Source organism: Blastomonas sp. 34TW, from assembly GCF_059803595.1.
On the sequence record NZ_JAPFGW010000001.1, the window covers coordinates 149,267 to 169,019 of the forward strand.

The 19,753-nt window shown below is 65.4% G+C and carries 19 protein-coding genes; 3 read left to right on the forward strand and 16 right to left on the reverse strand.

The annotated features are described in order from the left end of the window. Positions 1 to 72: 72 nt before the first annotated feature. A complete protein-coding gene (locus OPU69_RS00705; RefSeq protein WP_498508916.1) occupies positions 73 to 2,217 on the reverse strand; it encodes a penicillin acylase family protein in 2,145 nt (714 codons plus the stop codon). Positions 2,218 to 2,288: 71 nt separating this feature from the next. After that, positions 2,289 to 3,368, reverse strand: coding sequence for a Rieske 2Fe-2S domain-containing protein (locus OPU69_RS00710; RefSeq protein WP_498508918.1), 1,080 nt, complete (start codon positions 3,366 to 3,368; stop codon positions 2,289 to 2,291). Positions 3,369 to 3,480: 112 nt separating this feature from the next. Here OPU69_RS00710 and OPU69_RS00715 point away from each other — a divergent pair, with 112 nt between their 5' ends. Further along, positions 3,481 to 4,170 (forward strand): GntR family transcriptional regulator, encoded by a 690-nt coding sequence (locus OPU69_RS00715; RefSeq protein ID WP_498508920.1) that lies wholly within the window; start codon positions 3,481 to 3,483, stop codon positions 4,168 to 4,170. Between the two features lie 161 nt (positions 4,171 to 4,331). Here OPU69_RS00715 and OPU69_RS00720 read toward each other — a convergent pair whose 3' ends face one another. The 13 genes from OPU69_RS00720 to OPU69_RS00780 form a co-directional block, all read right to left on the reverse strand. Then, positions 4,332 to 5,414, reverse strand: coding sequence for a phytanoyl-CoA dioxygenase family protein (locus OPU69_RS00720; RefSeq protein ID WP_498508921.1), 1,083 nt, complete (start codon positions 5,412 to 5,414; stop codon positions 4,332 to 4,334). Between the two features lie 339 nt (positions 5,415 to 5,753). Next, a complete protein-coding gene (locus tag OPU69_RS00725; RefSeq protein ID WP_060978030.1) occupies positions 5,754 to 6,470 on the reverse strand; it encodes an alpha/beta fold hydrolase in 717 nt (238 codons plus the stop codon). A 4-nt stretch (positions 6,471 to 6,474) separates the two neighbouring features. Continuing rightward, positions 6,475 to 6,966, reverse strand: coding sequence for a cupin domain-containing protein (locus OPU69_RS00730; protein ID WP_060978029.1), 492 nt, complete (start codon positions 6,964 to 6,966; stop codon positions 6,475 to 6,477). Then, positions 6,963 to 7,922, reverse strand: coding sequence for a fumarylacetoacetate hydrolase family protein (locus OPU69_RS00735; protein WP_060978028.1), 960 nt, complete (start codon positions 7,920 to 7,922; stop codon positions 6,963 to 6,965). Before OPU69_RS00735 ends, OPU69_RS00730 begins: the two co-directional genes overlap by 4 nt. Positions 7,923 to 7,942: 20 nt before the next feature. Further along, positions 7,943 to 8,866 (reverse strand): NAD-dependent epimerase/dehydratase family protein, encoded by a 924-nt coding sequence (locus OPU69_RS00740; RefSeq protein ID WP_498508922.1) that lies wholly within the window; start codon positions 8,864 to 8,866, stop codon positions 7,943 to 7,945. Beyond that, the gene (locus OPU69_RS00745) at positions 8,856 to 9,623 is read right to left on the reverse strand and encodes an SDR family NAD(P)-dependent oxidoreductase (protein ID WP_498508923.1); all 768 of its coding nucleotides are present in this window, start codon (positions 9,621 to 9,623) and stop codon (positions 8,856 to 8,858) included. Before OPU69_RS00745 ends, OPU69_RS00740 begins: the two co-directional genes overlap by 11 nt. Positions 9,624 to 9,626: 3 nt before the next feature. Then, a complete protein-coding gene (locus OPU69_RS00750; RefSeq protein WP_498508924.1) occupies positions 9,627 to 10,406 on the reverse strand; it encodes a cyclase family protein in 780 nt (259 codons plus the stop codon). Positions 10,407 to 10,409: 3 nt separating this feature from the next. Continuing rightward, positions 10,410 to 10,859, reverse strand: a complete 450-nt coding sequence (locus OPU69_RS00755) for a hypothetical protein (protein WP_498508925.1) — start codon at positions 10,857 to 10,859, stop codon at positions 10,410 to 10,412. Beyond that, positions 10,856 to 11,176 (reverse strand): DUF2218 domain-containing protein, encoded by a 321-nt coding sequence (locus OPU69_RS00760; protein ID WP_060978023.1) that lies wholly within the window; start codon positions 11,174 to 11,176, stop codon positions 10,856 to 10,858. The genes OPU69_RS00755 and OPU69_RS00760 overlap by 4 nt, the downstream gene beginning before the upstream one ends. Continuing rightward, entirely contained in the window at positions 11,173 to 12,345 is a 1,173-nt protein-coding gene (locus OPU69_RS00765) for an alpha/beta hydrolase family protein (RefSeq protein ID WP_498508926.1), read from the reverse strand. The genes OPU69_RS00760 and OPU69_RS00765 overlap by 4 nt, the downstream gene beginning before the upstream one ends. Positions 12,346 to 12,350: 5 nt before the next feature. Beyond that, positions 12,351 to 13,253, reverse strand: a complete 903-nt coding sequence (locus OPU69_RS00770; protein ID WP_498508927.1) for a VOC family protein — start codon at positions 13,251 to 13,253, stop codon at positions 12,351 to 12,353. A 38-nt stretch (positions 13,254 to 13,291) separates the two neighbouring features. Beyond that, a complete protein-coding gene (locus OPU69_RS00775; protein WP_060978045.1) occupies positions 13,292 to 14,410 on the reverse strand; it encodes an FAD-dependent oxidoreductase in 1,119 nt (372 codons plus the stop codon). A 130-nt stretch (positions 14,411 to 14,540) separates the two neighbouring features. Continuing rightward, a complete protein-coding gene (locus tag OPU69_RS00780; RefSeq protein WP_498508928.1) occupies positions 14,541 to 15,446 on the reverse strand; it encodes a LysR family transcriptional regulator in 906 nt (301 codons plus the stop codon). Between the two features lie 133 nt (positions 15,447 to 15,579). Between OPU69_RS00780 and OPU69_RS00785 the strand changes: the two genes are divergently transcribed. Next, a complete protein-coding gene (locus OPU69_RS00785) occupies positions 15,580 to 17,892 on the forward strand; it encodes a TonB-dependent receptor (RefSeq protein WP_208597896.1) in 2,313 nt (770 codons plus the stop codon). Further along, complete coding sequence (locus OPU69_RS00790) at positions 17,892 to 18,860, forward strand: MBL fold metallo-hydrolase (RefSeq protein WP_060978019.1); 969 nt, start codon at positions 17,892 to 17,894, stop codon at positions 18,858 to 18,860. Before OPU69_RS00785 ends, OPU69_RS00790 begins: the two co-directional genes overlap by 1 nt. On the opposite strand, the gene OPU69_RS00795 is transcribed toward OPU69_RS00790, so the two are convergent. After that, complete coding sequence (locus tag OPU69_RS00795) at positions 18,857 to 19,744, reverse strand: amidohydrolase family protein (protein WP_060978018.1); 888 nt, start codon at positions 19,742 to 19,744, stop codon at positions 18,857 to 18,859. The two genes, OPU69_RS00790 and OPU69_RS00795, sit on opposite strands and share 4 nt — an antisense overlap. Between the last annotated feature and the right edge of the window lie 9 nt (positions 19,745 to 19,753).

Here is a 19,753-nt window from a genome sequence, read left to right on the forward strand (position 1 = left end):
GTAGGAGCGCCGGTGCCGCCTTCAGGTTGCTGTTCGAAACCATAAGGTTTGTCCAACCGGTTTCAAGCGCAATCACGGGCGATAGCGCCGCTTGGCATGCGGCATCAGCGCTTCGCGGGTGAAATAGACGGGCTTCGTCTTGTGTTCGACGAACAGCTTGGCCTGGTCGGCATAATGCGGGCTGTCCGGCCGCGTCGTCGCCGCGCCGAACGGCTGGATCGAGCGCGAAGTCACATTGCCTTGATCATCCCATTCGACGAACTGGATGAAGCTGTCGCCATGGCGCACGGCGAAGCGGCCGTCCTTCTCGTCGACGTCCCATAGAGTCGCGGCGCGCAGCGTGTCCGATCCGCCGTCCATCGGCAGATCGACCTTGCCCTGGCGCAGCCGCAGCACGGTGCCGAGCTTCGGATCGAGCGTCTTGAAATGCTTCTCGAGATGATCGATCGCCGCGACCAGCTCCTCGCGCGGATCGGGCAGCGGCAGGCGGCGATAGCTCTGCCGCATCGCCGGGCGCATCAGCATCAGCGCCAAGGCATCGCCCTTGTCCTTGCCGTCCATCTGCCAGTCCCAGGCACGCAGCAGCGCCTGCGCCTCGGGAATGCGCTTGTCGCCATCGGGCTTGACCGCGAGAACGGCGTTGATCCAGCCGGTGGCGTAATCCGACTTGTCATAGCCGACATCGTACTTGATCCGCGCCAGCGTTGCCGCGTCGATCTGGCCTGCCGCCTCGAACAGCTTGATCGCCTGGCGCGCGCGATTGGTCATGTCGTCCTCGATCCCCAAGAGAGGGGAGAAGCTGGCGCGATCGAGCTCGTCGCCGGGACCCGCCGCGACGAACGGCGTGTTGTTGGCGTTCATGATATAGCCGGACGCGGGATTGACCAGCAGCGGCACCCGGTCCCAGGGCAGGTGCGATTTCCAGATCAGGTCGCTGCGATCGCCAGGCAGCACCCCGCGCCAGTTCGCCCCCGGCTTGCGCGCAGGGAACAGCGCGTTGTACGCCATGGCAATATTGCCCTTGGCATCGGCATAGATGAAATTGGTCGCGGGCACGCCCTGGATTGCCATCGCCTGCTGCCATTCGGCAAAATCGCGGGCCTTGTTGATGCGGAAATATTGCTCGAGCATCTTCAATTCGTCGATGCCGGCATAGCGGATCGCGAACGCGCCCTTGTCGTTCATGATGACCGGGCCATGGACCGAGCGATAGACGGTCTGCGGCACGGGCAGGGTGAACGGCCCCATCTTCACCTTGAGCCAGACGCGCTTGGATTCGAGGTCGCGCCACTTTCCGTCGAGCCGGTATTGCGTCCTGTCGTCGTTCAGCTCGAGTCTGTAGACATCGATCAGGTCGGGCCGGTTGACCGTGTTGGTCCAGCCCAGATGCTTGTTATGGCCCAGGAACGGATAGGGCGATCCGGGGAAGGTCGCACCCGCAAAATTCCAGCCCTCTTCCGAATGCACCACCAGCTCGTACCAGGCGACGCCGCCGCGCCAGGGCTGGTGCGAGTTGGAGATCAGCCGCGTGACATTGTCGGTCGAGCGCGCAGGGGCGACGGCAAAGGCATTCGACCCATTCATGTCGGGCTCTGGACCGATCGGGGTGACGCGCGCGACGTCCTTGCCGCTCAAACTGGGTCCGCCCTCGATCGGCAGGTCGTTGCCCTCGACCAGCGCACCGAGCACCGAATCGAGCCCGAAGAAGAAGGGCGAACGCAGCACGAAGCCCGCGGCGATGTCGCGACCTTCGAGTGGGAACAGGCCGGACAGGCGTACCTCTTCGGGGTGCTTGTCGGCATAATGGTTGAGGCCCGCGGCATAGGCATCGAGCAGCGCGCGGATATCGGCGGGCAGCGTGTCGTACTTGCGGTCCACCGTGCCGCGAATATCGAGCAGATGCGCAGCGAAATCGACCTTGGCGCCATCCTGACCGGTCATCGCGCCGGTGCGCGCGCGGGTCATCGCGGCGACTTCCTGGATGGTCGAGAAATCATCCTCGCTATGCGCATAGGCGACGCCATAGGCGACATCGGCATCGGTCTTGCCGAAGATATGCGGCACGCCGAAATCGTCGCGGACGATCTCCACGTCATATTTGCGCGACGCCGGGGCCTTGCCCGATTCGGCCACCAGCGGCTCCCACACCGCAAGGGCAATGGCGGTTACGACGACAAGGACGAGAAGGCTGAGCGCCAGACGTTTGAGCACACGCATGGCGCGCACCTTATCAACCAATCAGCGCGCGTCTACTGACAATGCTGTAGGTAGGGCTGCGGCCTGTCGCATCAGCCTGATTCCGCCGCAATCGCCTGTTCGATCAGCCGGCGCGCGCGGACGCCGCCGGCGTCGATATTGAGCAGCAGCAGGCGGCGGTCGGGATAGAGGTCGAGATTCTTCTGCTGGCGCTCGAGCATTTCCATGTCCTCGGCGAAGATCCGACCCTGGCCGTCGCGGATGGTGGTGGTGAGCTCGGCATCGTCGACGGCAAATCGCCGCGCCATGCCCCAGAAATACCAGTGCGATCCCTCGGTCTCGGGGGTCATGAAATCGACCACCACCGAATAGGCCTTGCGGTCGAGCGGGGCCTCGTAGCCGCCTTCGCCGACCGGGGCGACGCCGACCTCGATCTCGACGCTGCTGGGCAGGTGGAAATGGCACAGCTGCCAGCGATCGACCGGGCCGCTATCAGGCAGCCCCGCGCCGCGCAGTGCCATCGCCCAGAACGGCGGCGGGTCGATCGCGTCCATGAAGCGGCTGGTCACCACCTCGTCGCCGACCAGCCGGGTCTTGACCGGAGCCTCGTCGATCTCCTTCTGCCCGATGCTGGTCGAATGGACATAGGTCTCGTGCGTCAGGTCCATCAGGTTATCGATCATCAGCCGGTAATCGCACTGGATGTGGTACAGGCCGCCGCCATAGGCCCAGCCTTCGTCCTCGGCCCATTCGAGGTGCCTGAGCTTGGCGGGATCGGCCGCATCGGCATCGCCCGGCCAGACCCAGATGAAGCCATAGCGCTCGATCACCGGAAAGGTGCGGATGGGCGGGAAACCGCCGACGCGCTGGCCGGGCATGCCCTCGGTCTTGCCATGGCAGCCCATGGCGAGCCCGTGATAGCCGCAGACGAGCGCGCCATCGCGGACGAAACCGAGCGACAGCGGCGCGCCGCGATGCGGGCAGAAATCCTCGAGCGCGGCGACCTTGCCCTCGCGCCCACGAAAGAACACCATCGGCTCGCCGCAGATCGTGCGGCCGAGCGGCTTGCCTTCTATCTCTTGCGGAGTGCACGCGACATACCAGGCGTTGCGCGGCCAGGGCGCGGTGGTGTGCGCAGCGCTGCGCTCTTCCAGATCGGGGGCGGTGGCCATGGGTGCCTCTCCTGAGATAAATCGTTATTGGATCCAATAATGCAGTTTGATGAGCGTTGCAAGGCGGATGCGGGGGCTTGTCGGTGCGGGCGCACAGGCTAAACAGGGCGGCATGACTGCCCCGATGAAGCCTGGCCAGCGCGTGCTCTTTGCCCTGCGCAAGATGATCGTTTCGGGCGAGATTCCCGATGGCGCGCGCATCGCCGAGATCGCGACGGCAGAGCGCTTCGGCGTCTCGCGCATGCCGGTGCGCACCGCGCTTCGCACGCTGGAGCAGGAAGGGCTGGTGGCGAAGCTGGGGCGGCGCGGTTATGCGGCGCGCGGGGTGACGCCTGCCCAGATCGACGATGCGATCGAGGTGCGCGGCGTGCTCGAAGGGCTGGCAGTGCGGCTGATCGCCTCGCGCCCGATCGCGCCCGGCTTTGCGCGCCGGCTGAAGGCGGTGCTGGCCGAGGGCGATGCGCTGTTTGCGGGCGACAGCTTCGCGCCCGAGGATATCGACCGCTTCTACAGTTACAATCTTGCGTTTCACGACCTGCTGCTCGATGCCAGCGGCAACCGCGCGATCGGCGTGGCATTGTCGCGCAACAACCACCTCCCGCTCGCCTCGGCTGCGGCGCTGGCGCTCGACTGGGACGATCTCGCCAATGCGCATACCAACCTCAAGGCCGCGCACGAAGAGCATCTCGCGGTTGCCGAGGCGATCCTTGCGGGCCGCGCCGACGAGGCCGAACAGCGCATGCGCCAGCACGCGCGCGCCGCGCTGAACCCCGGCCTGATGCCGCTGGTTGCGTCGGTTTGAGGGCCAAGGCGGCTTCCGATTTGTCGGCGCCAGCGACCGCCGCTCAGCCTGAGCAGCGGGCGCAGCCCGCGACCGTCGAAGGCCCCGCACCGACGCTGGCCAAATTGCGTGGCCTTCTACAGGCTCAGGCTGAGCGGAGAAGGTAAGGGGCGCGCGCCAGATCAGCTTGCGATGCGCAGTTCGCTTCCAGCCCGGTCCTTGCGGACGGGCCGGTCCAGCAGGTCGCCAAGGTTCAATGGCTGCGCAATCAGGTTAGGGTGCGGCGAATAGCCGTCGTGCCAGCGCTTGGCCGAGATTGCCTCGCGCGCGATGCTCATGCTGAACAGGCGGCGCGGCTGAGCCGAGCGGTTGTCGGGGCCTGCGTGCAACATGTCGCTCTGATAGACGATCACCGTGCCCTTGCGCGGCGCGGTGGAGACGAGCTCAAAGTTCCGGTCGCGTGCGGCGCGCTGGCGGACCAGCTTCAGCAACCGGCCTGGACTCAGCATGCGCAGGCTGAACTGCGAATTCTTGCCGAGCAAGAAGCGCAGCAGATTGGGCTGGTGCTCGTCCCAGATGCGCGAGAACACCCGGTCGCCAAACTCGCCCGGCGCGAGCGGCGCGTCATTGTTGCGGCCCATGGCCCACAGCTTGGCCAGATTGTGCCGCAGGATGCGCCAGTTGCACGCGAGGCGGAACAGCTCCATCCGCTCCAGCGCCGCATCGTCATGCTTGGGCGCGGTGCCATCGAACAGTTGCGTGCCGGGGACGAAAACCGTCCCGCCCTGCTGCTCGGACACGTCCTCCACCGCCGCAAACAGGCTGATCACGCCGCTGGGGTCGCGATGGATATACTGGTGCGACGAGCCGAGATAGCTGGTGAGTGTGGTGACTTCGAGCAGCGAATGGGAGCGGTGGCAATAATGCGACAGCACGGCTTCCAGCCGCTGCGCGAGCGTCGCGACCAGATCCGCCACCGGCGGCGTGGAGGGCAGCGAACAGAAATCGCGGCGGACATAGCGATTGTCGGTCTCGCTCGCAAAGGCGCAGCGCTGGCGGTCGGGATCGTCGATGGTCTCGCGGATCAGCGCGAGCCCGGTTGCGGCTTCCGCGTCGGATAAAAGATTGGTGAGCATGACGAGGCCATGCGCCTCCATCCGCACCAGGGCTGCGGCCGCGCAAGCCGCCGTGAGCCGGCCCTGCGCGTCGAGTTCCGCAGGCAGCTCGAACGCGGATGTGTCGGTGGAGGTGTCGAGGTCCTTCATGCCCTTGCGCCCTGAATATGATGACTTCCTTCGCCCGGCCAATTGCTGACCATGATGGGCGAGAGTTTCGCTTCATGGCAGAGAATTTTCTAGAACGGGTTAATCGGGGACACGAGGCCTAGCCAGTGCAGGCCGAGGAGCACAAGTCCTGAGCGGCAGGCCATCACCATGTCCGCTCAGCCTGAGCAGCGGGCGCAAGCCCGCGACCGTCGAAGGCCCCGCGCATATGTAGGCCATCTAACGGGGCCTTCGACAAGCTCAGGCTGAGCGGAGGGGGGGAGGCGCTAACCTGTCTCGAACTTGTGCCGCGAAGCCTCCTGACTCCGCCGACGCCCGCCATCACCCCGCAACGGGGCGTGCCATCCACTCCAGCAGCGCCGCGTTGACCGCATCGGGCTTTTCCATCGGGGCCATATGGCCTGCGCCGCCAAAGACCACCATCGTCGCGCCTACGATCGCTTCGGCGATGGGGACGTGCTGGTCGGGCGGGCTCCACAGGTCGAGTTCGCCGACGCCGACCAGCGCCGGGCAGGCGATCTGCGACAGCAGCGGGGCAGCGTCGGGGCGGTTGATCAGCGCGGTGATCTGCTGGCGGTGGATCGCGGGCGTCATCCGCTCGATCATCGCATAGAGCGTCGCGCGCAGCGCCGGGTCGGCATCGAGCAGGCCGGGCCGCACCATCGGCGGAAGCCACGCATCGGCGAGCGCGGTCATGCCCTGGCCTGCGCTGATGTCGAGCATCGCTTGGCGCTTGGGCAATTCCTCCGGTGGCGCGGGATGTACGCCGGTGTCGAGCAGGCCGATCCGCTCGACCTTTTCCGGTGCCAGGCGGAATACCTCGAGCGTCACGCGTCCGCCCATCGAATGGCCGATGATCGAAAAGCGCTCGGGCGCGCCCTCCAGGATGTGCGCGGCCATGCCCTGCAGCGAATCGTGCCGGGTGAGGTCGGGAACGATGACCTCGTACAGCGGCGACAAGGCGGCGATCTGGTCCGTCCAGACATCCGCATCGCACAACAGGCCGGGGACGAGAATGACGGTTTCGCGCGTGATCATAAGCTCAGCCCATTACATCGGGCAGGGGCTTTCCGTCCACGATCCTGGGCGCCGCCTCGATCAGCACGAAGGCGATGCGGCAATTTTCGCTCGCGGAAGGGTTGCGCCACAGATGGATGGTGCCGCGCTGGACGATGATGTCGCCCGCGCGCGCGGTCGTCACCGCGCCATCGTCCAGCTCCAGTTCGACCGCGCCCGACAGCACGATGCCGTAATCGATGCTGCTCGACCGGTGGAAGGGCGAAACCCCGCCGGGCAGCATGTCGACGATGCGGATCACCGATCCCTGGTGCAGCGTCAGCCCGGCATCGCGGCTGCGCCCGTCGCTATCATCGTTATTGTCTGCAGGCACGCTCGCCGTGGTCCAGATCAGGCTGAATGCGGCATCGCCCGAGGGGATCGGGGTGACCGGCAGCAGGTCGTCGGCGGTGAACACCGCGCGCCCGGCCGCGTCATGGCCAGTGACGATGCGGCGCACGGGGGGAGAGCCGGTCATCCCTTGATCACCTTCTGGTCGATCGCGCCGAACAGCAGCCCGCCGTCGCGCAGCCGCGCTTCCATGCGCACGGTGTCGCCGAAATGCATGAAGCTGGTGCGCGGTTTGCCCTCGTCGAGCATCTCGATGCCGCGCCGCTCGGCGATGCAGGCTGAACCGATCTCGCGGAAGTTGCTGTTCGAGACCGTGCCCGATCCGATGATCGTGCCTGCGCAGAGCGAGCGCGTGCTCGCGGCATGTGCGACCAGTTCGTGAAAGCCGAACTCCATCGCGCCGCCCTCGGCATTGCCGAACCTTGTCCCGTTCCAATCGACGGTGAGCGGCAGATGGACGCGGCCCTCACTCCACGCATCGCCCAGCGCATCGGGGGTGACGGCAAAGGGCGCGACCGAACAGGCGGGCTTGGCCTGGACCCAGCCGAAACCGGTCTTCATCTCGATGGGTGCCAGCGCGCGCAGGGACCAGTCGTTGATCTGCACCAGCAGCTTGATGTGCGACAGTGCCTGTTCGGCCGTGACGCCCATCGGCACGAAATCGGTGATGACGCCGAATTCGCCCTCGAAATCGATGCCGTCCTCCTCGCGCGGCAGCGGCACATCGGCAGTGGCGGATAGGAACTGGTGCGACAGGCCCTGATACATCAGCGGGCGTCCCGGCGGCGGGGGTTCTGTGCCGAACAGCGTCTCCATCAGCTCGCCATGGCTGCGATAGGCCGAGCCGTCGAGCCATTGCCAGGCGCGGGGTAGCGGGGCCGCGAAGGCGAGGCCATCGGTGCTGTCGCCTTCGCCCGCATCGAGCCGCGCGGCCAGCATGCGCAGCGCCGGTTCGGACGTTTCCCAGCTCTCGATCGCCGCCTGGAGCGTGGCAATCGCGGCGGGCAGATGGCGGCTGCCATCGGCGCTGACGACGACGAGCGCGCCGTCGGCCGTGCCGTTCTCGATGGTGGCGAGTTTCATATGGGCGTCCTTTCCTGGAATTACAGATCGGCGAGCGCGTGGGCGACCAGATTGGCGAGGGTACCATCGTGCGTCAGGCCCAGCGCGTCGGCGGCGGGGGTGAAAAGCGGCGGCTGCGCACCAAATGCGGCTTCGATCGCCGGATCGGAGGCATGGGTCGCGAGCGCGGCATCGGCCCCGGTCTGGCGCGCGACCTCGGCGACCAGATCGCCCATGTGGATGCGGAGCGCGGGCAGGTTCAGACGGGCGCTGTCGGGGTCCTCGGCCAAGTCGAGCGCGGTGACGAGCTGCGCCACCAGCGCCCGGCGCGAGAGCAGCCAGCAGGTCGCATCGGCGGAGACGGGCAGGGTGATCGGCTCGCCGGCCTTGAGCGCATGGAACAGGTTGCTCAGGAACGCCGATTTCATGCCCGAAGGCGCGAGCGGGCGCGCGATGATGCCCGGCAGGCGAAGGCTCAGGCCGCGAACTGCGCCGCGCCGGGTGAGCGTCGCGATCCATTCCTCGATCATCGCCTTGTGCGCGCCATAACGCAGCATCGGAGCGACGGGCGTCGCGTCATCGACATGCGGCGGCAGCGGATCGCCGAACACCGCGATGCTGCTGGCGAAGAGCAGGCGCGGCGTGTTGCCATGCGAGGCGGCAGCATCGATCAGCGCCATGGGGGCTGCGACATTGATCCGTGCAGCGAGCGCCGGATCGGCCTCTGCTGCGCCGCCGGGAATGGTCGCAAGATGGATGATCGCGGCAAGCGGCTCGGCGGTGAGCGTGGCGACCAGCGCAGGATCGTCGATCTCGCCGGGCATCGGCGTGACGCCGGGTAAGGTGAGCGCGTCCAGCCCCGTCCGGTCGGTCGCGACGATCGGGCGCGAGCCTGCCAGCGCGCGCACCAGCGCCTGGCCGACAAAGCCTCCCGCGCCGGTGATCAGGATGCGCTCAGCTGCCATCGGTCACCGATGTGCCGCCATCGACGGCGATCTGCTGACCGGTGATGAAGCGGCTGGCGTCCGAGGCAAGGAACAGCGCGGTCGAGGCGATATCCTCGACCTCGCCGACGCGGCGCAGCGGTGTCATCTGCAGCCGCCGTGCCATGAAATCCGCGTTGGCGATGAGCGGTTCGGAGAGCGGCGTGCGGATCAGCCCCGGCGCGATCGCGTTGACGCGCACGCCTTTCGGCCCCCATTGCACCGCCAGGTTGCGCGCCAGCTGCGCAACGCCCGCCTTGGCCAGCGCATAGGCGTTGATGCTGCCATTGCCGCGCAGCGCCGAGAGGCTCGACATCAGGATCACGCTGCCGGTGCCGCGCCGGGCGATATGCGGCAGGGCAAGCTGGGTCAGTTCGACCATCGAGCGGAGATTGATCGCCATCACCCGGTCGAAATCTTCCAGCGCCCAGCTGCCGCCCTCGCCGGTGATGCCGGCATTGCACACGAGGATGTCGATGCCGCCGAACGCCAAGCGCGTACCTTCGACCAGACCGGCCAGCGCATCGCTGTTGGTCACGTCGCAGGCAATGCCGCGCACGCGATAGCCCTGGCCCGCGAGCACGGTTTCGGTCTCGGCGACATCGCGCGCGTCCTCGCTCGACACGACAACATTCGCGCCCATCTCGGCGAAGAGCTGCGCGATGCCGAGCCCGATGCCGCGCGTCGATCCGGTGACGATGGCCGTGCGGCCGGCAAGATCGAACGCGCCCCCTTGCATCGATCAGTCTTCGATGATCGCCACCGCGCGGGTCCATCCGGCAGAGGCGCCGCGGATCTTGTGCGGGAAGCAGCTTACCGTGAAGCCGTGCGAGGGCAGGGCTTCGAGATTGTGCAGCTTTTCGAGATGGCAATAGCCGATATCGCGCCCGGCCTTGTGGCCTTCCCAGATCAGCGAAGTATCGCCGGTCTCCGCGACTTTCTTCGCGGTATGGCTGAACGGCGCGTCCCAGCTCCAGGCGTCGGTGCCGGTGACGCGGATGCCGCGTTCGAGCAGGTACATGGTCGCCTCATAGCCCATGCCGCAGCCGATATTGACATATTCGGGATTGCCGACCGCGCCACCGGCGGCGGTGTTGACCAGCACGATCTCGAACGGCTGCAGCTCATGGCCAATACGTTTCAGCTCCGCCTCGACATCGGCGGCGGTCACCACATAGCCGTCCTCGAAATGCCGGAAATCGAGCTTCACGCCGGGGTTGAAGCACCATTCGAGCGGCACCTCGTCGATGGTGATCGCGCGCTGGCCGCCATCCATCGTCGGGTGGAAATGCCACGGTGCGTCGAGATGCGTGCCGTTATGCGTGGTCAGCGTCACCCATTCCGCCGCCGCAAAGCCCGCGCCATCGGGGGTCTGTTCCTGCGTGACGCCGGGGAAGAAATGGCCCAGCTCGGCCACGGTATCGGCATGCTGCTGATAGGTGATCTTCGGCCGCATGAACGGCGGATCGGTAATGACGTCGTTTTCGAGGAAGATCGAAAGGTCAACAAAGGTGCGGGCCATGGATTATCCTTTGGAAAGCAGGGCGTGAAGCGCGACGGGCGTGACGATCAGCCCGATCAGGCCACCATAGCCGATCTTGAGCGCCAGCGCTGCCGTCCAGGGCAGCGTGGTTGTGCCCGCCAGCCAGAGCCCGGCGGTGACAATCGCAGCGAGCCCCAGCGCCGCCACCGCGAGCAGCAGCGCGCGCCTGGCAATGGCGAGCGGCGAAAGAGATGTGCCGGGCAGATCTCCGGCAATGATCTTCGCGCGGGTCTGCAGGCAAGGCATCAACGCCGCCATGAACCCTGCGGCCAACGTCGGCGGCACGAAATCGAGTGCCAGACTCGAGGTGCCGAACACCGGAACGTCCACCGCCAAGCCGAACACCAGCAGAAAGAACGCTGCGCTGATCGCCATCGAGATGACGATCGAGATCAGCGTGCTTGTTCGCAGATGTGCGGCAGACGCAGTCATCCATCGACCCAGTTATAGGCCAGCGGCACTTCGCGAAAGGCGAAGCGGTCGATATGGCGTTCGAGCGCGCCCTTCAACCCGTCGCGCTGTCCTTCGGCGCTGGCGTTGATCGTGCAGACGAGCGTGCCTTCTTCGGCATCGAGCGTGACCAAAGCATCGGCTGGCCAGTCCGCCCCGCGCGCATCCTTGGCGAAGGTGATCTCTCCATGCGTCTTGTCGAAGTTCACGGGCAGATTGTGCTCCCAGTGCTTGCAGACCTGTTGCAGGTATTTGCTGGCACTGGCGGTGGGGATGCGCGCGGTGGCGGTGAAGCTCATGGATTGGCCTTTCCGGTGATGTCGCCGCCCAGGGTGTCGGCGAACCAGTCGGCGATATAGTCGCAGCCATAGGACATGTTGTCAGCCCCGACATGCTCGACCCCGCCTTCGCGCGGCGTGAAGATTTTCAGTTCGCGCTTCGGGCTGTTCGTCAGCTGCTCATAGCTCTGGTGCGCATAATCGACGCTGATCTGGCGATCCTGCGCGCCGTGCGTGACCAGGAACGGCACCTTGATCCGCTCCATCACGCCATCGAGCGTCATGTCCTTCGACTTTTCGTGGAAGTCGTCCATGTCCTTGGCGCCGAACACCCAGAGCACATGCGCCCAGTAATGCGGAACTGGGTTCTCGCCTTCGCGGCGCAGGCGCTTCTGCTGCACCTCGGCCCAGTTGTGGTTCGCACCCCAGACTGCGCCGCTGGCGAAGCGCGGCTCGAACGCGACCGCGCGCGGCGCGAAATGGCCGCCGAGCGAGATGCCGGTCATGCCGATGCGCTTCGGATCGACATCGCTCTGCTTCTCGAGCCAGTCGACCGCGGGCGAGGCCCATTTTTCTGAATGCGGGGTGGCGGGCAGGTTGCTGATGCGCAGCGCCTCGCCGGTGCCCGGCTGATCGACGCACAGCGTCGAAATGCCACGCGCGGCTAGTGCCTGGGGCAGGTTCGACCAGTAGAGCAGCTCTTTCGAGCTATCGAGGCCATTGCAATAGACCACGACCGGCTTGGGGCCATCGCCCGGCGCGCGGACATAGAGCGCGGGATATTCGCTGCCCTCATAGGGGATCATCACGCGTTCGACCGGGTGGTTGCCGAGCTTCATCGCGCGCGCAAACGTGTCCTGCGCCAGCGCGAAGGTCGCGACGCGCGCGGGGTTGCCATGGTCCTGCATGCGTTCGCCGACCAGCAGGTAGAGCGCGGCGCGCTCCAGCTTCTTGGAAGCCGAGAGCGTACGGCCGCGCGCCTCGTCCTCGGCGGCAAGCTCGATCAGCTTTTCGCCCATCGCCACCCATTGCTGCAGGAACTCGCCGGTGCCCGCGTCCTCGCCATTGGCCGCCGCATCGCGGATCGGCTTGCACATGTCGATGATCTCGCCGATCTTGCCGCCGCTTTCCAGCGCGATCGAGACCGACAGGTTCCAGACATAATTGGGGAAATATTCGAACAGGGCCATGGGGATCAGACTCCGGCAGGCTGGAAAAGGCCTGCGTCGGGCGCAGGATGCGGCATGGTCTGCGGTCCGCCGACGCCGATGCCCCACTGGTCCATGACCATCGGGGCAGGAGTGTGGACCTTGGCCTCCCAGGTGGCGTCGTCGACTTCCTCGAGATCGGCGGTATATTCGACCGCGAACCCGGCAGGCGTGGTGAAATAGCTGAAGGTGTTGTTGCCGGCAGTATGGCGACCGGGACCCCAGCGGATATCGGTGCCCTGCTGCTTCAGGCGGTGGATGCCGCGCATCATGTCGTCGACGCCCAGCATGTCATAGGCAACATGGTTTAGACAGGCGGGGCCAGGCAGCAGCGCGATGCGGTGGTGCCACTGGTTGCAGCGCAGGAAGCACATGAAATCGCCCAGCCAATCGCTGACCTTGAAGCCCAGCACATCGGTGAAGAAGCGGACCATTTCCTTGTGGTCGGGCGAATGCAGCACGATATGGCTGATCTTCTGCGGAATGCCTTCCCAGCGGGTCAGTTCGCGCGCAGTGCCGCGGGCGACATCGCTCGAAATCTCGAATGGCAGGCCGTCCTTGCTGAAGAATCGGAAGCCATAGCCGCCGCCCAGCGTGTCGAGCTGCTTGGGCGCGAACACGATCTGGCAGCCATAATCGGCGACCTTGGCGTGCAGCGCGTCGACATCCTCGCGGCTGTCTGCGGCAAGGGTGATGATGTCGATCCGCTGCGTGTCCGATTGCCGCAGGCGCACGACATAGAGCTCGTCATTGCCCTCGGCGGCAAAGTGCAGCATGCCGTCCTTCTCGCCGGCTTCTTTCAGGCCCCAGACGTCGCGATAGAATGCGGCCTCGGCGGCCAGATCGGTGACGGCATAGCCGACATGGCGAATTTCGCTGACACGTGCCATAATGGTAACTCCTTGATTGTATTGGAAAGGGGCGAGCGTCAGATCGGCTCTGCCACCTTCATGAACATTTCCTGCGTGGCCTTGGCATTATCGACCAGCGGCCCCTTGCCGATCTGGCCGAAGCAGATCGCGCGCGAGGATTCGACGATATAGCGGCAGCGTTCGAAGCGGCGGTCGCGATAGGCGGTGAGCGCGGTGTCGAGCGTGTCGGCCTTGACCAGCTCGTCGGCCAGCACCAGCGCATCCTCGATCGCCATCCCTGCGCCCTGGCCGAGATGCGGTGTGGTCGCGTGCACTGCATCGCCCAGCAGCACGACCCGGCCCTTGTGCCACGCGCCTTCAAGGAACATCCATTCGAGCGGCTTGTAGACCACCTCGTCATCCTCGGTGATCTGGCCGACCAGCGCCTGGATCGCGGGCGAAGGCACGCCGGCGATCTTGGAGCGCATTGTGCTCGCCAGATCTTCCTTGGCGTACCAGGGATTGCCCGGCTCGGGCGTGGTGACGTACATGTACATCAGCTCGTCCGAGAGCGGGACAAGGCCGATGCCGGTCTGGCCTTCATAGGCCTGCAAGCCGATGACATCGGGGGTGCGCTTGAAATTGTAGCGCCACACCGACTGGCCGGTGAATTCGGGCTTGGGCGCATCGGGGAAGATCATCCCGCGCGTCTGCGAATAGAGCCCGTCGGCGCCAATCACGAGATCGAAGATACCGCTCGATCCATCGCTGAAGGTGACCGCTACACCCTCGCCATCATCCACCAAGGTGCTGATGGTGATGCCAAGGCGAATGTCCGCGCCCGCCTCTTTCGCACGGTCGCCCAGCACCTTGTGCAGCGCCCGCCTGCCGATGCCGACATTGCCCGGATAGCCTTCGACCAGACGCGGGGTCGGAATGTCCGCCACGCACACGCCCGTCGGGATATAGACCTGGACCCGGTCGAAGCCGAAGCCCGCACTGATATAATCGTCGATCAGACCGAGCTCGGTCATCGCGCGGACGACATTGCCCTGCTGGATGATGCCGACGCCATAGACCGACCAGTCAGGATCGCGCTCGATCACCTCGACTTCATACCCCTTGCGGCACAATGCGATGGCGGAGGTCAGTCCGCCGATCCCGCCGCCCACGATCAAGATTCGCATGTCCTTCATGCCGATACGCCTCTCCCCGCCCGGCATTGCGTCGCCGGGCCTGTTCATCCCGGCCTAGATAAGGGGAGAGCCGTAAATCTGTAAATCTTATTGTATTTATGCCTAGGTATCAGATTTGTGAATGATTGCCTCAATCGAGCTTGCTGTCGCGGCGCAGTTCGCCGCGCAGCCAGGCCAGCCCTTCATCGGCGCTGCGGGCATGGTTGAACTGCATCATCTCGCGCATCGCCGGGAACTCGAAGGGAATGGGCGCGATGGCCAGTGGGAACATCCGTGCCATCACGCGCGCGAGTCGTTCGTGCATCAATGCGAGCCGATTGGTCTCGATGATCAGCCAGGGCACGACCGTGAACGACGAGGCGGTCATTTCCATCCGGCGGAAATGGCCCAGCTTCTCCATGATGCTGTCGGCAAAGGCGCTGGTGCGCTGGTTGCCCATCTGGATGCCGACATGGCCGGCGCGCAGCACATCCTCGAGAGTCACCTCGCCGGCAAAGACGGGATTGCCCTTCCACCCGACAATGACATGCCGTTCTTCGAACAGCAGTTCGGCGGGTTGGCCGGGGTTGATGAACTCCTCGGGCGTGATCAGCAGGTCGAATGCCCCTTGCGCGATCAGGTCCGCGCTGCCGTCCGATGGCAGAACAGCTTCCAGCCGGATGCCGGGCGCGACATGCGACAGGCGGCGCGAGAGCGGCGCGATGACCGCTGCGGTGATATAGTCCGATGCGATGAGCCGGAACACGCGTTGCGAGGTGGCAGGGTCGAAGCTGGTCGAGGTGGTGATCAGCGCGTCGATGCGGCGCAGCGTGTCCTGCACCATCGGTACCAGCGATTCGGCATAGGGGGTGGGGAACATGCGCTTGCCCTGCAGCACCAACAGATCGTCGCCGAAATAGTCGCGCAGCCGCCCCAGCGCCGCGCTCATCGCAGGCTGGCTGAGGTTGAGCTGTTCGGCCGCGCGCGAAACGCTGCGCGTCTCCATCAGCACGCTGAAGGCGACGAGCAAATTGAGATCGAGACCCTTGAAGCGCATGGCTTTAACCTATCAGTGTGATTGCTGGATTATCATTAAAACAAAAGATTTCACCTATGGCTAGCATTTCCCGTAAACATCGCGCCGATACAGCGGGTGCCCATGCAGGCATCGCGCGCATTTGGGGAGATAGATGATGAAGGCATTCCTGCTGGCCACTACCGTGCTTGGCGCACTGAGCGTTCCCGCCACCGCCATCGCACAGGATGCCACCGCCTCCGAGCAATCCGAAGCCACCGAAGACCAGGGTCTGGGCGAAATCGTCGTGACCGCGCAGCGCCGCGAGGAAAGCCTGCAGCGCGCCGCCGTTGCCGTGACCGCGGTGGGCGGCGAGGATCTGGTCAATGCCGGGATCACCGAAACCGCCAATCTGGGCCGTCTGGTCCCCTCGCTGGTTGTCCAGCCGACCGGCGGCACCACCAGCTTCTTCCTGCGCGGCGTCGGCACCAATTCGCAGAACTCGTTCGCGGAAAACGCGGTCGCGTTCAACTTCAACGGCATCTATGTCGGCCGCCCGACCGCGCCGGCAGGCGTGTTCTACGATCTCGAACGCGTCGAGGTGGTCAAGGGTCCGCAAGGCACGCTCTACGGCCGCAACGCCACCGGCGGCGCGATCAACGTGATCCCCAAAAGGCCGGTGCTGGGCACGTTCGGCGGCGAGGGATTCTTCGAATATGGCAATTACGACAGCAAAAAGTCGGTCGTCGCGCTGAACATTCCGATTGGCGACACGGTCGCGCTGCGCCTCGCGGGCCAGGTGGTCGATCGTGACGGCTATATCTCGGACGGCTATGACGACGACAAGGGTGAGGCCTTTCGCGCGTCGCTGCTGATCGAACCGTCGGATCGCTGGTCGATGCTGCTGGTCGCGGATTACTACAATCAGGGCGGCAAGGGCGCGGGCGCGGTGCTGCTGCCCGAGACTCGCTACACGGTCCCCGCGCTGGAAGACCGCGTGAGCATCTCCGATCCCAGGGCACGGGCCGCCATCCGCCAACTCGCGTCCGGCATCTTCGCGCCGCCGTTCTGCGGAGGCCCGGGCAATTTCGTCAACAGCGGCTGCGTTGCGCTGCCCGGCACCGACGGTTTCCTCGACAACGAATTCATCGGCGTCAGCGCCACGATCACCGGTGATATGGGCTTCGGCACGCTGACCTTCATTCCGGCCTATCGCCGATCGGACGTGAACGTGCTCACCTATCTGCCGGGCTTTGCCGGAACGATCCGCGACGTTGCCGAGCAGAGCTCGCTCGAAGTCCGCCTCGCATCTAACGAGGACCAGCGGCTGCGCTATGTCGTCGGCCTGTTCTATTTCGGCGAAAACCAGGAAACCGAGAATTTCTTCCGCCAGGGCAATATCTCGACCACGCGCTTCACCCCGCGTCTGAGCACCGAGAGCGTCGCCGCGTTCGGGCAGCTGACCTTCGACATAACCGACACGCTGCGCCTCGTCGCCGGTGGCCGCTACACCAAGGAAGACAAGAAGCAGCTGACCTCGGTCGCTGCCGGCGGTCTGCCCGGTCCGATCAATCCGCCGCTCAGCGCGCCGTTCACCGGCGACCTGTCGTTCGAGAAATTCACCTGGAAGGCGGGTCTCGAATGGGATGCCGGACCGCAGTCGCTGGTCTATGCCAATGCCGCGACCGGCTTCAAGTCGGGCGGGTTCTTTGTCGCACAGCCGCCGAACAACACCTTCGCGCCGGAGAACCTCACCGCGTTCACCGTGGGTGCGAAGAACCGCTTCTTCGACAACAAGCTGCAGCTCAACATCGAGGCCTTCTACTGGGACTACAAGGACCAGCAGATTACCTTTGTCGGCGGCGTGCGCGCCGCGGGCGGAATCTTCGCGCAGGGTTCGACCACGGTCAACGCGGGCAAGTCGCGCATCTATGGTGCCGAGTTCGAAGCCCGGTTCGCGCCGAGCCGCAACGACCTGTTCAGCCTCAACGTCCAGTATCTCAACGGCAAGTACGACCGGCTGACCACGGCAAACTTCTCGCCCACCGGCGCGCCGGTGACCACGGGATGCACGACGCTGGGCAGCCGTCTTGCCAATCCGGGCGTCAACGCCGCGCGCTTCTTCGATATCGACTGTTCGGGCCGCCCGACGGTCAACTCGCCCAAATGGGCGCTGAACCTGGGCTATGAGCGCACGTTCGAGCTGACCGGCGACCTCAACCTCATCCTTGGCGCGCGCGGCAATATCGAGAGCAGCCGCTTCATGAACTCGAACTTCCGTCCGGAAGAGCGCCAAGGCAGCTTCGCAATGGCCGATGCCTATGCGACCTTGGAAGATCGCGGCGGCTGGAACATCACCGCGTTCATCAACAATATCACTGACGAGGAAGTGCTGGCACGCGCTGGCACCCGCCCGATCCTCGACTTCCCGGTGGCGACGCTGCGTCCGCCACGGACCTATGGCGTGCGCGTCGGGTTCAATTTCTGATGGCAAGGGGCGCCATCGGGCCGGTGCTGGCGGCGTGTCTGCTCGCCGCACCGGTTCTGGCTCAGCCTGGTCCGGCTGCTGACGGGTTCATCACGCTCGGCACGATGGGCGGGCCGGTGCCGTCGCCCGACCGGTCGCAGCCCGCCAATGCGCTGGTCCATCAGGACAAGGTCTATCTGGTCGATGCGGGGGACGGCACGGTGCAGCAGCTTGCGCGTGCCGGCATCCTGCTGCCGAGGGTGCGCGCGGTGTTCCTCAGCCATTTGCATGCTGATCATACCGGCGGGCTTTCCGCCGTGCTGGCGCTGCGCAACCAGACCAACCAGCGCGATTCGATCACCGTCTACGGCCCGCCGGGCACGCGCGAGCTGGTCGCGGGCATGGTCGCCTCGATGCAGCCCGCCGCGCGCGTCGGTTATGGCATTCCCGGCCAGCCCTGGGCACCGCCCGCCGATACGGTGCGGGTGATCGAGCTGGCCGATGGTGAACGGCTGACCGTGGATGGCTTCACCGTCACCGCCGCGCAGAATTCGCATTACGACTTCGCGCCGGGAAGCATCGAGGACCGCAACTACAAATCCTTCAGCTTCCGTTTCGATCTGGGCGCGCGGTCGATCGTCTATACCGGCGACACCGGACCCAGCCCGGCGGTGGAGAAGCTGGCCAAAGGCGCCGACCTGCTGGTCAGCGAGATGATCGACATGGGCGGCACCATGGCCAATGTCGCGCGCAACTCGCCCGACATGCCGCCCCAGGCGAAGCAGCAGCTCGAGCAGCACCTGTCCTCACACCATCTGACCCCCGATGCCGTGGGGCAACTCGCCTCGCGCGCCGGCGTGAAGGCGCTGGTCATCACCCATTTTGCCGCAGGCACGCCCGACCCTGCACGCACCAAGGGCTATATCGCCGAGATTGCGACGCGCTACAGCGGCCCGGTGACGCTCGCCAGCGATCTCGACCGCTTCTAGTCCGCCCAGTAGAGCCGCATCGGATTGGCGACGAGCAGCTTGTGCTGCAGCTCTGCCGTGGGCGCGATTTCGGGGATGGTGTCGACCAGATGCCCGTCATCGGGCAGCACCTTTTCCATGTTCGGGTGCGGCCAGTCGGTGCCCCAGAGCACCCGGTCGGGATAGGCCTCGACCAGCGGGCGCACCGCACGGACGAAATCGGCATAAGGCGGACCTGCGGCATCGAGCCGGTCGGCGCAGGTCACCTTGGTCCAGATGTCGTCGCGGCTGTCGAGCAGGCGGCGGAACGCGGTCATGTCCGGTCCGTCCGGTCCCTGGGTCACATCGGGGCGGCCCATATGGTCGATCACGATCGGCACCGGGATCGCGGCGAGAAAGGGCTGCAATTCCTCCAGAATGTCCGCCTCGAAATAGACCACGACATGCCAGCCGAGCCGCTCGATCCGCTGCGCGATATCGAGGAACTTGTCCTTGGGTGCATCGTCGACCAGCCTTTTCAGGAAGTTGAACCGCACGCCGCGAATACCGCCCGCGTGCAGCGCGTCGAGCTCCGCGTCGGAGATCGCCGGATCGACCACCGCGACGCCACGCGCGAGGCCGTTCGACCGGGCGATGCCGTGCAAAGTAGCGCTATTGTCCGTCCCGTGGCAGCTCGCCTGGACGATGACGTTGCGGGCAAAGCCCAGATGATCGCGCAGGGCGAACAATGCGTCTGGCCCGGCGTCCTGCGGCAGATATTTGGCCTTGGAGCTGAACGGGAACTCCGCCTGCGGCCCGAAGACATGGCAATGCGCATCGACCGCGCCCGGCGGCGGGGTGAAGCGCGGCTTGCTCGGCGCAAGGTTCCAGCTGCGGATGCGGCCATTGGCGTCGGTGGTGGTCATGCAGTCGAT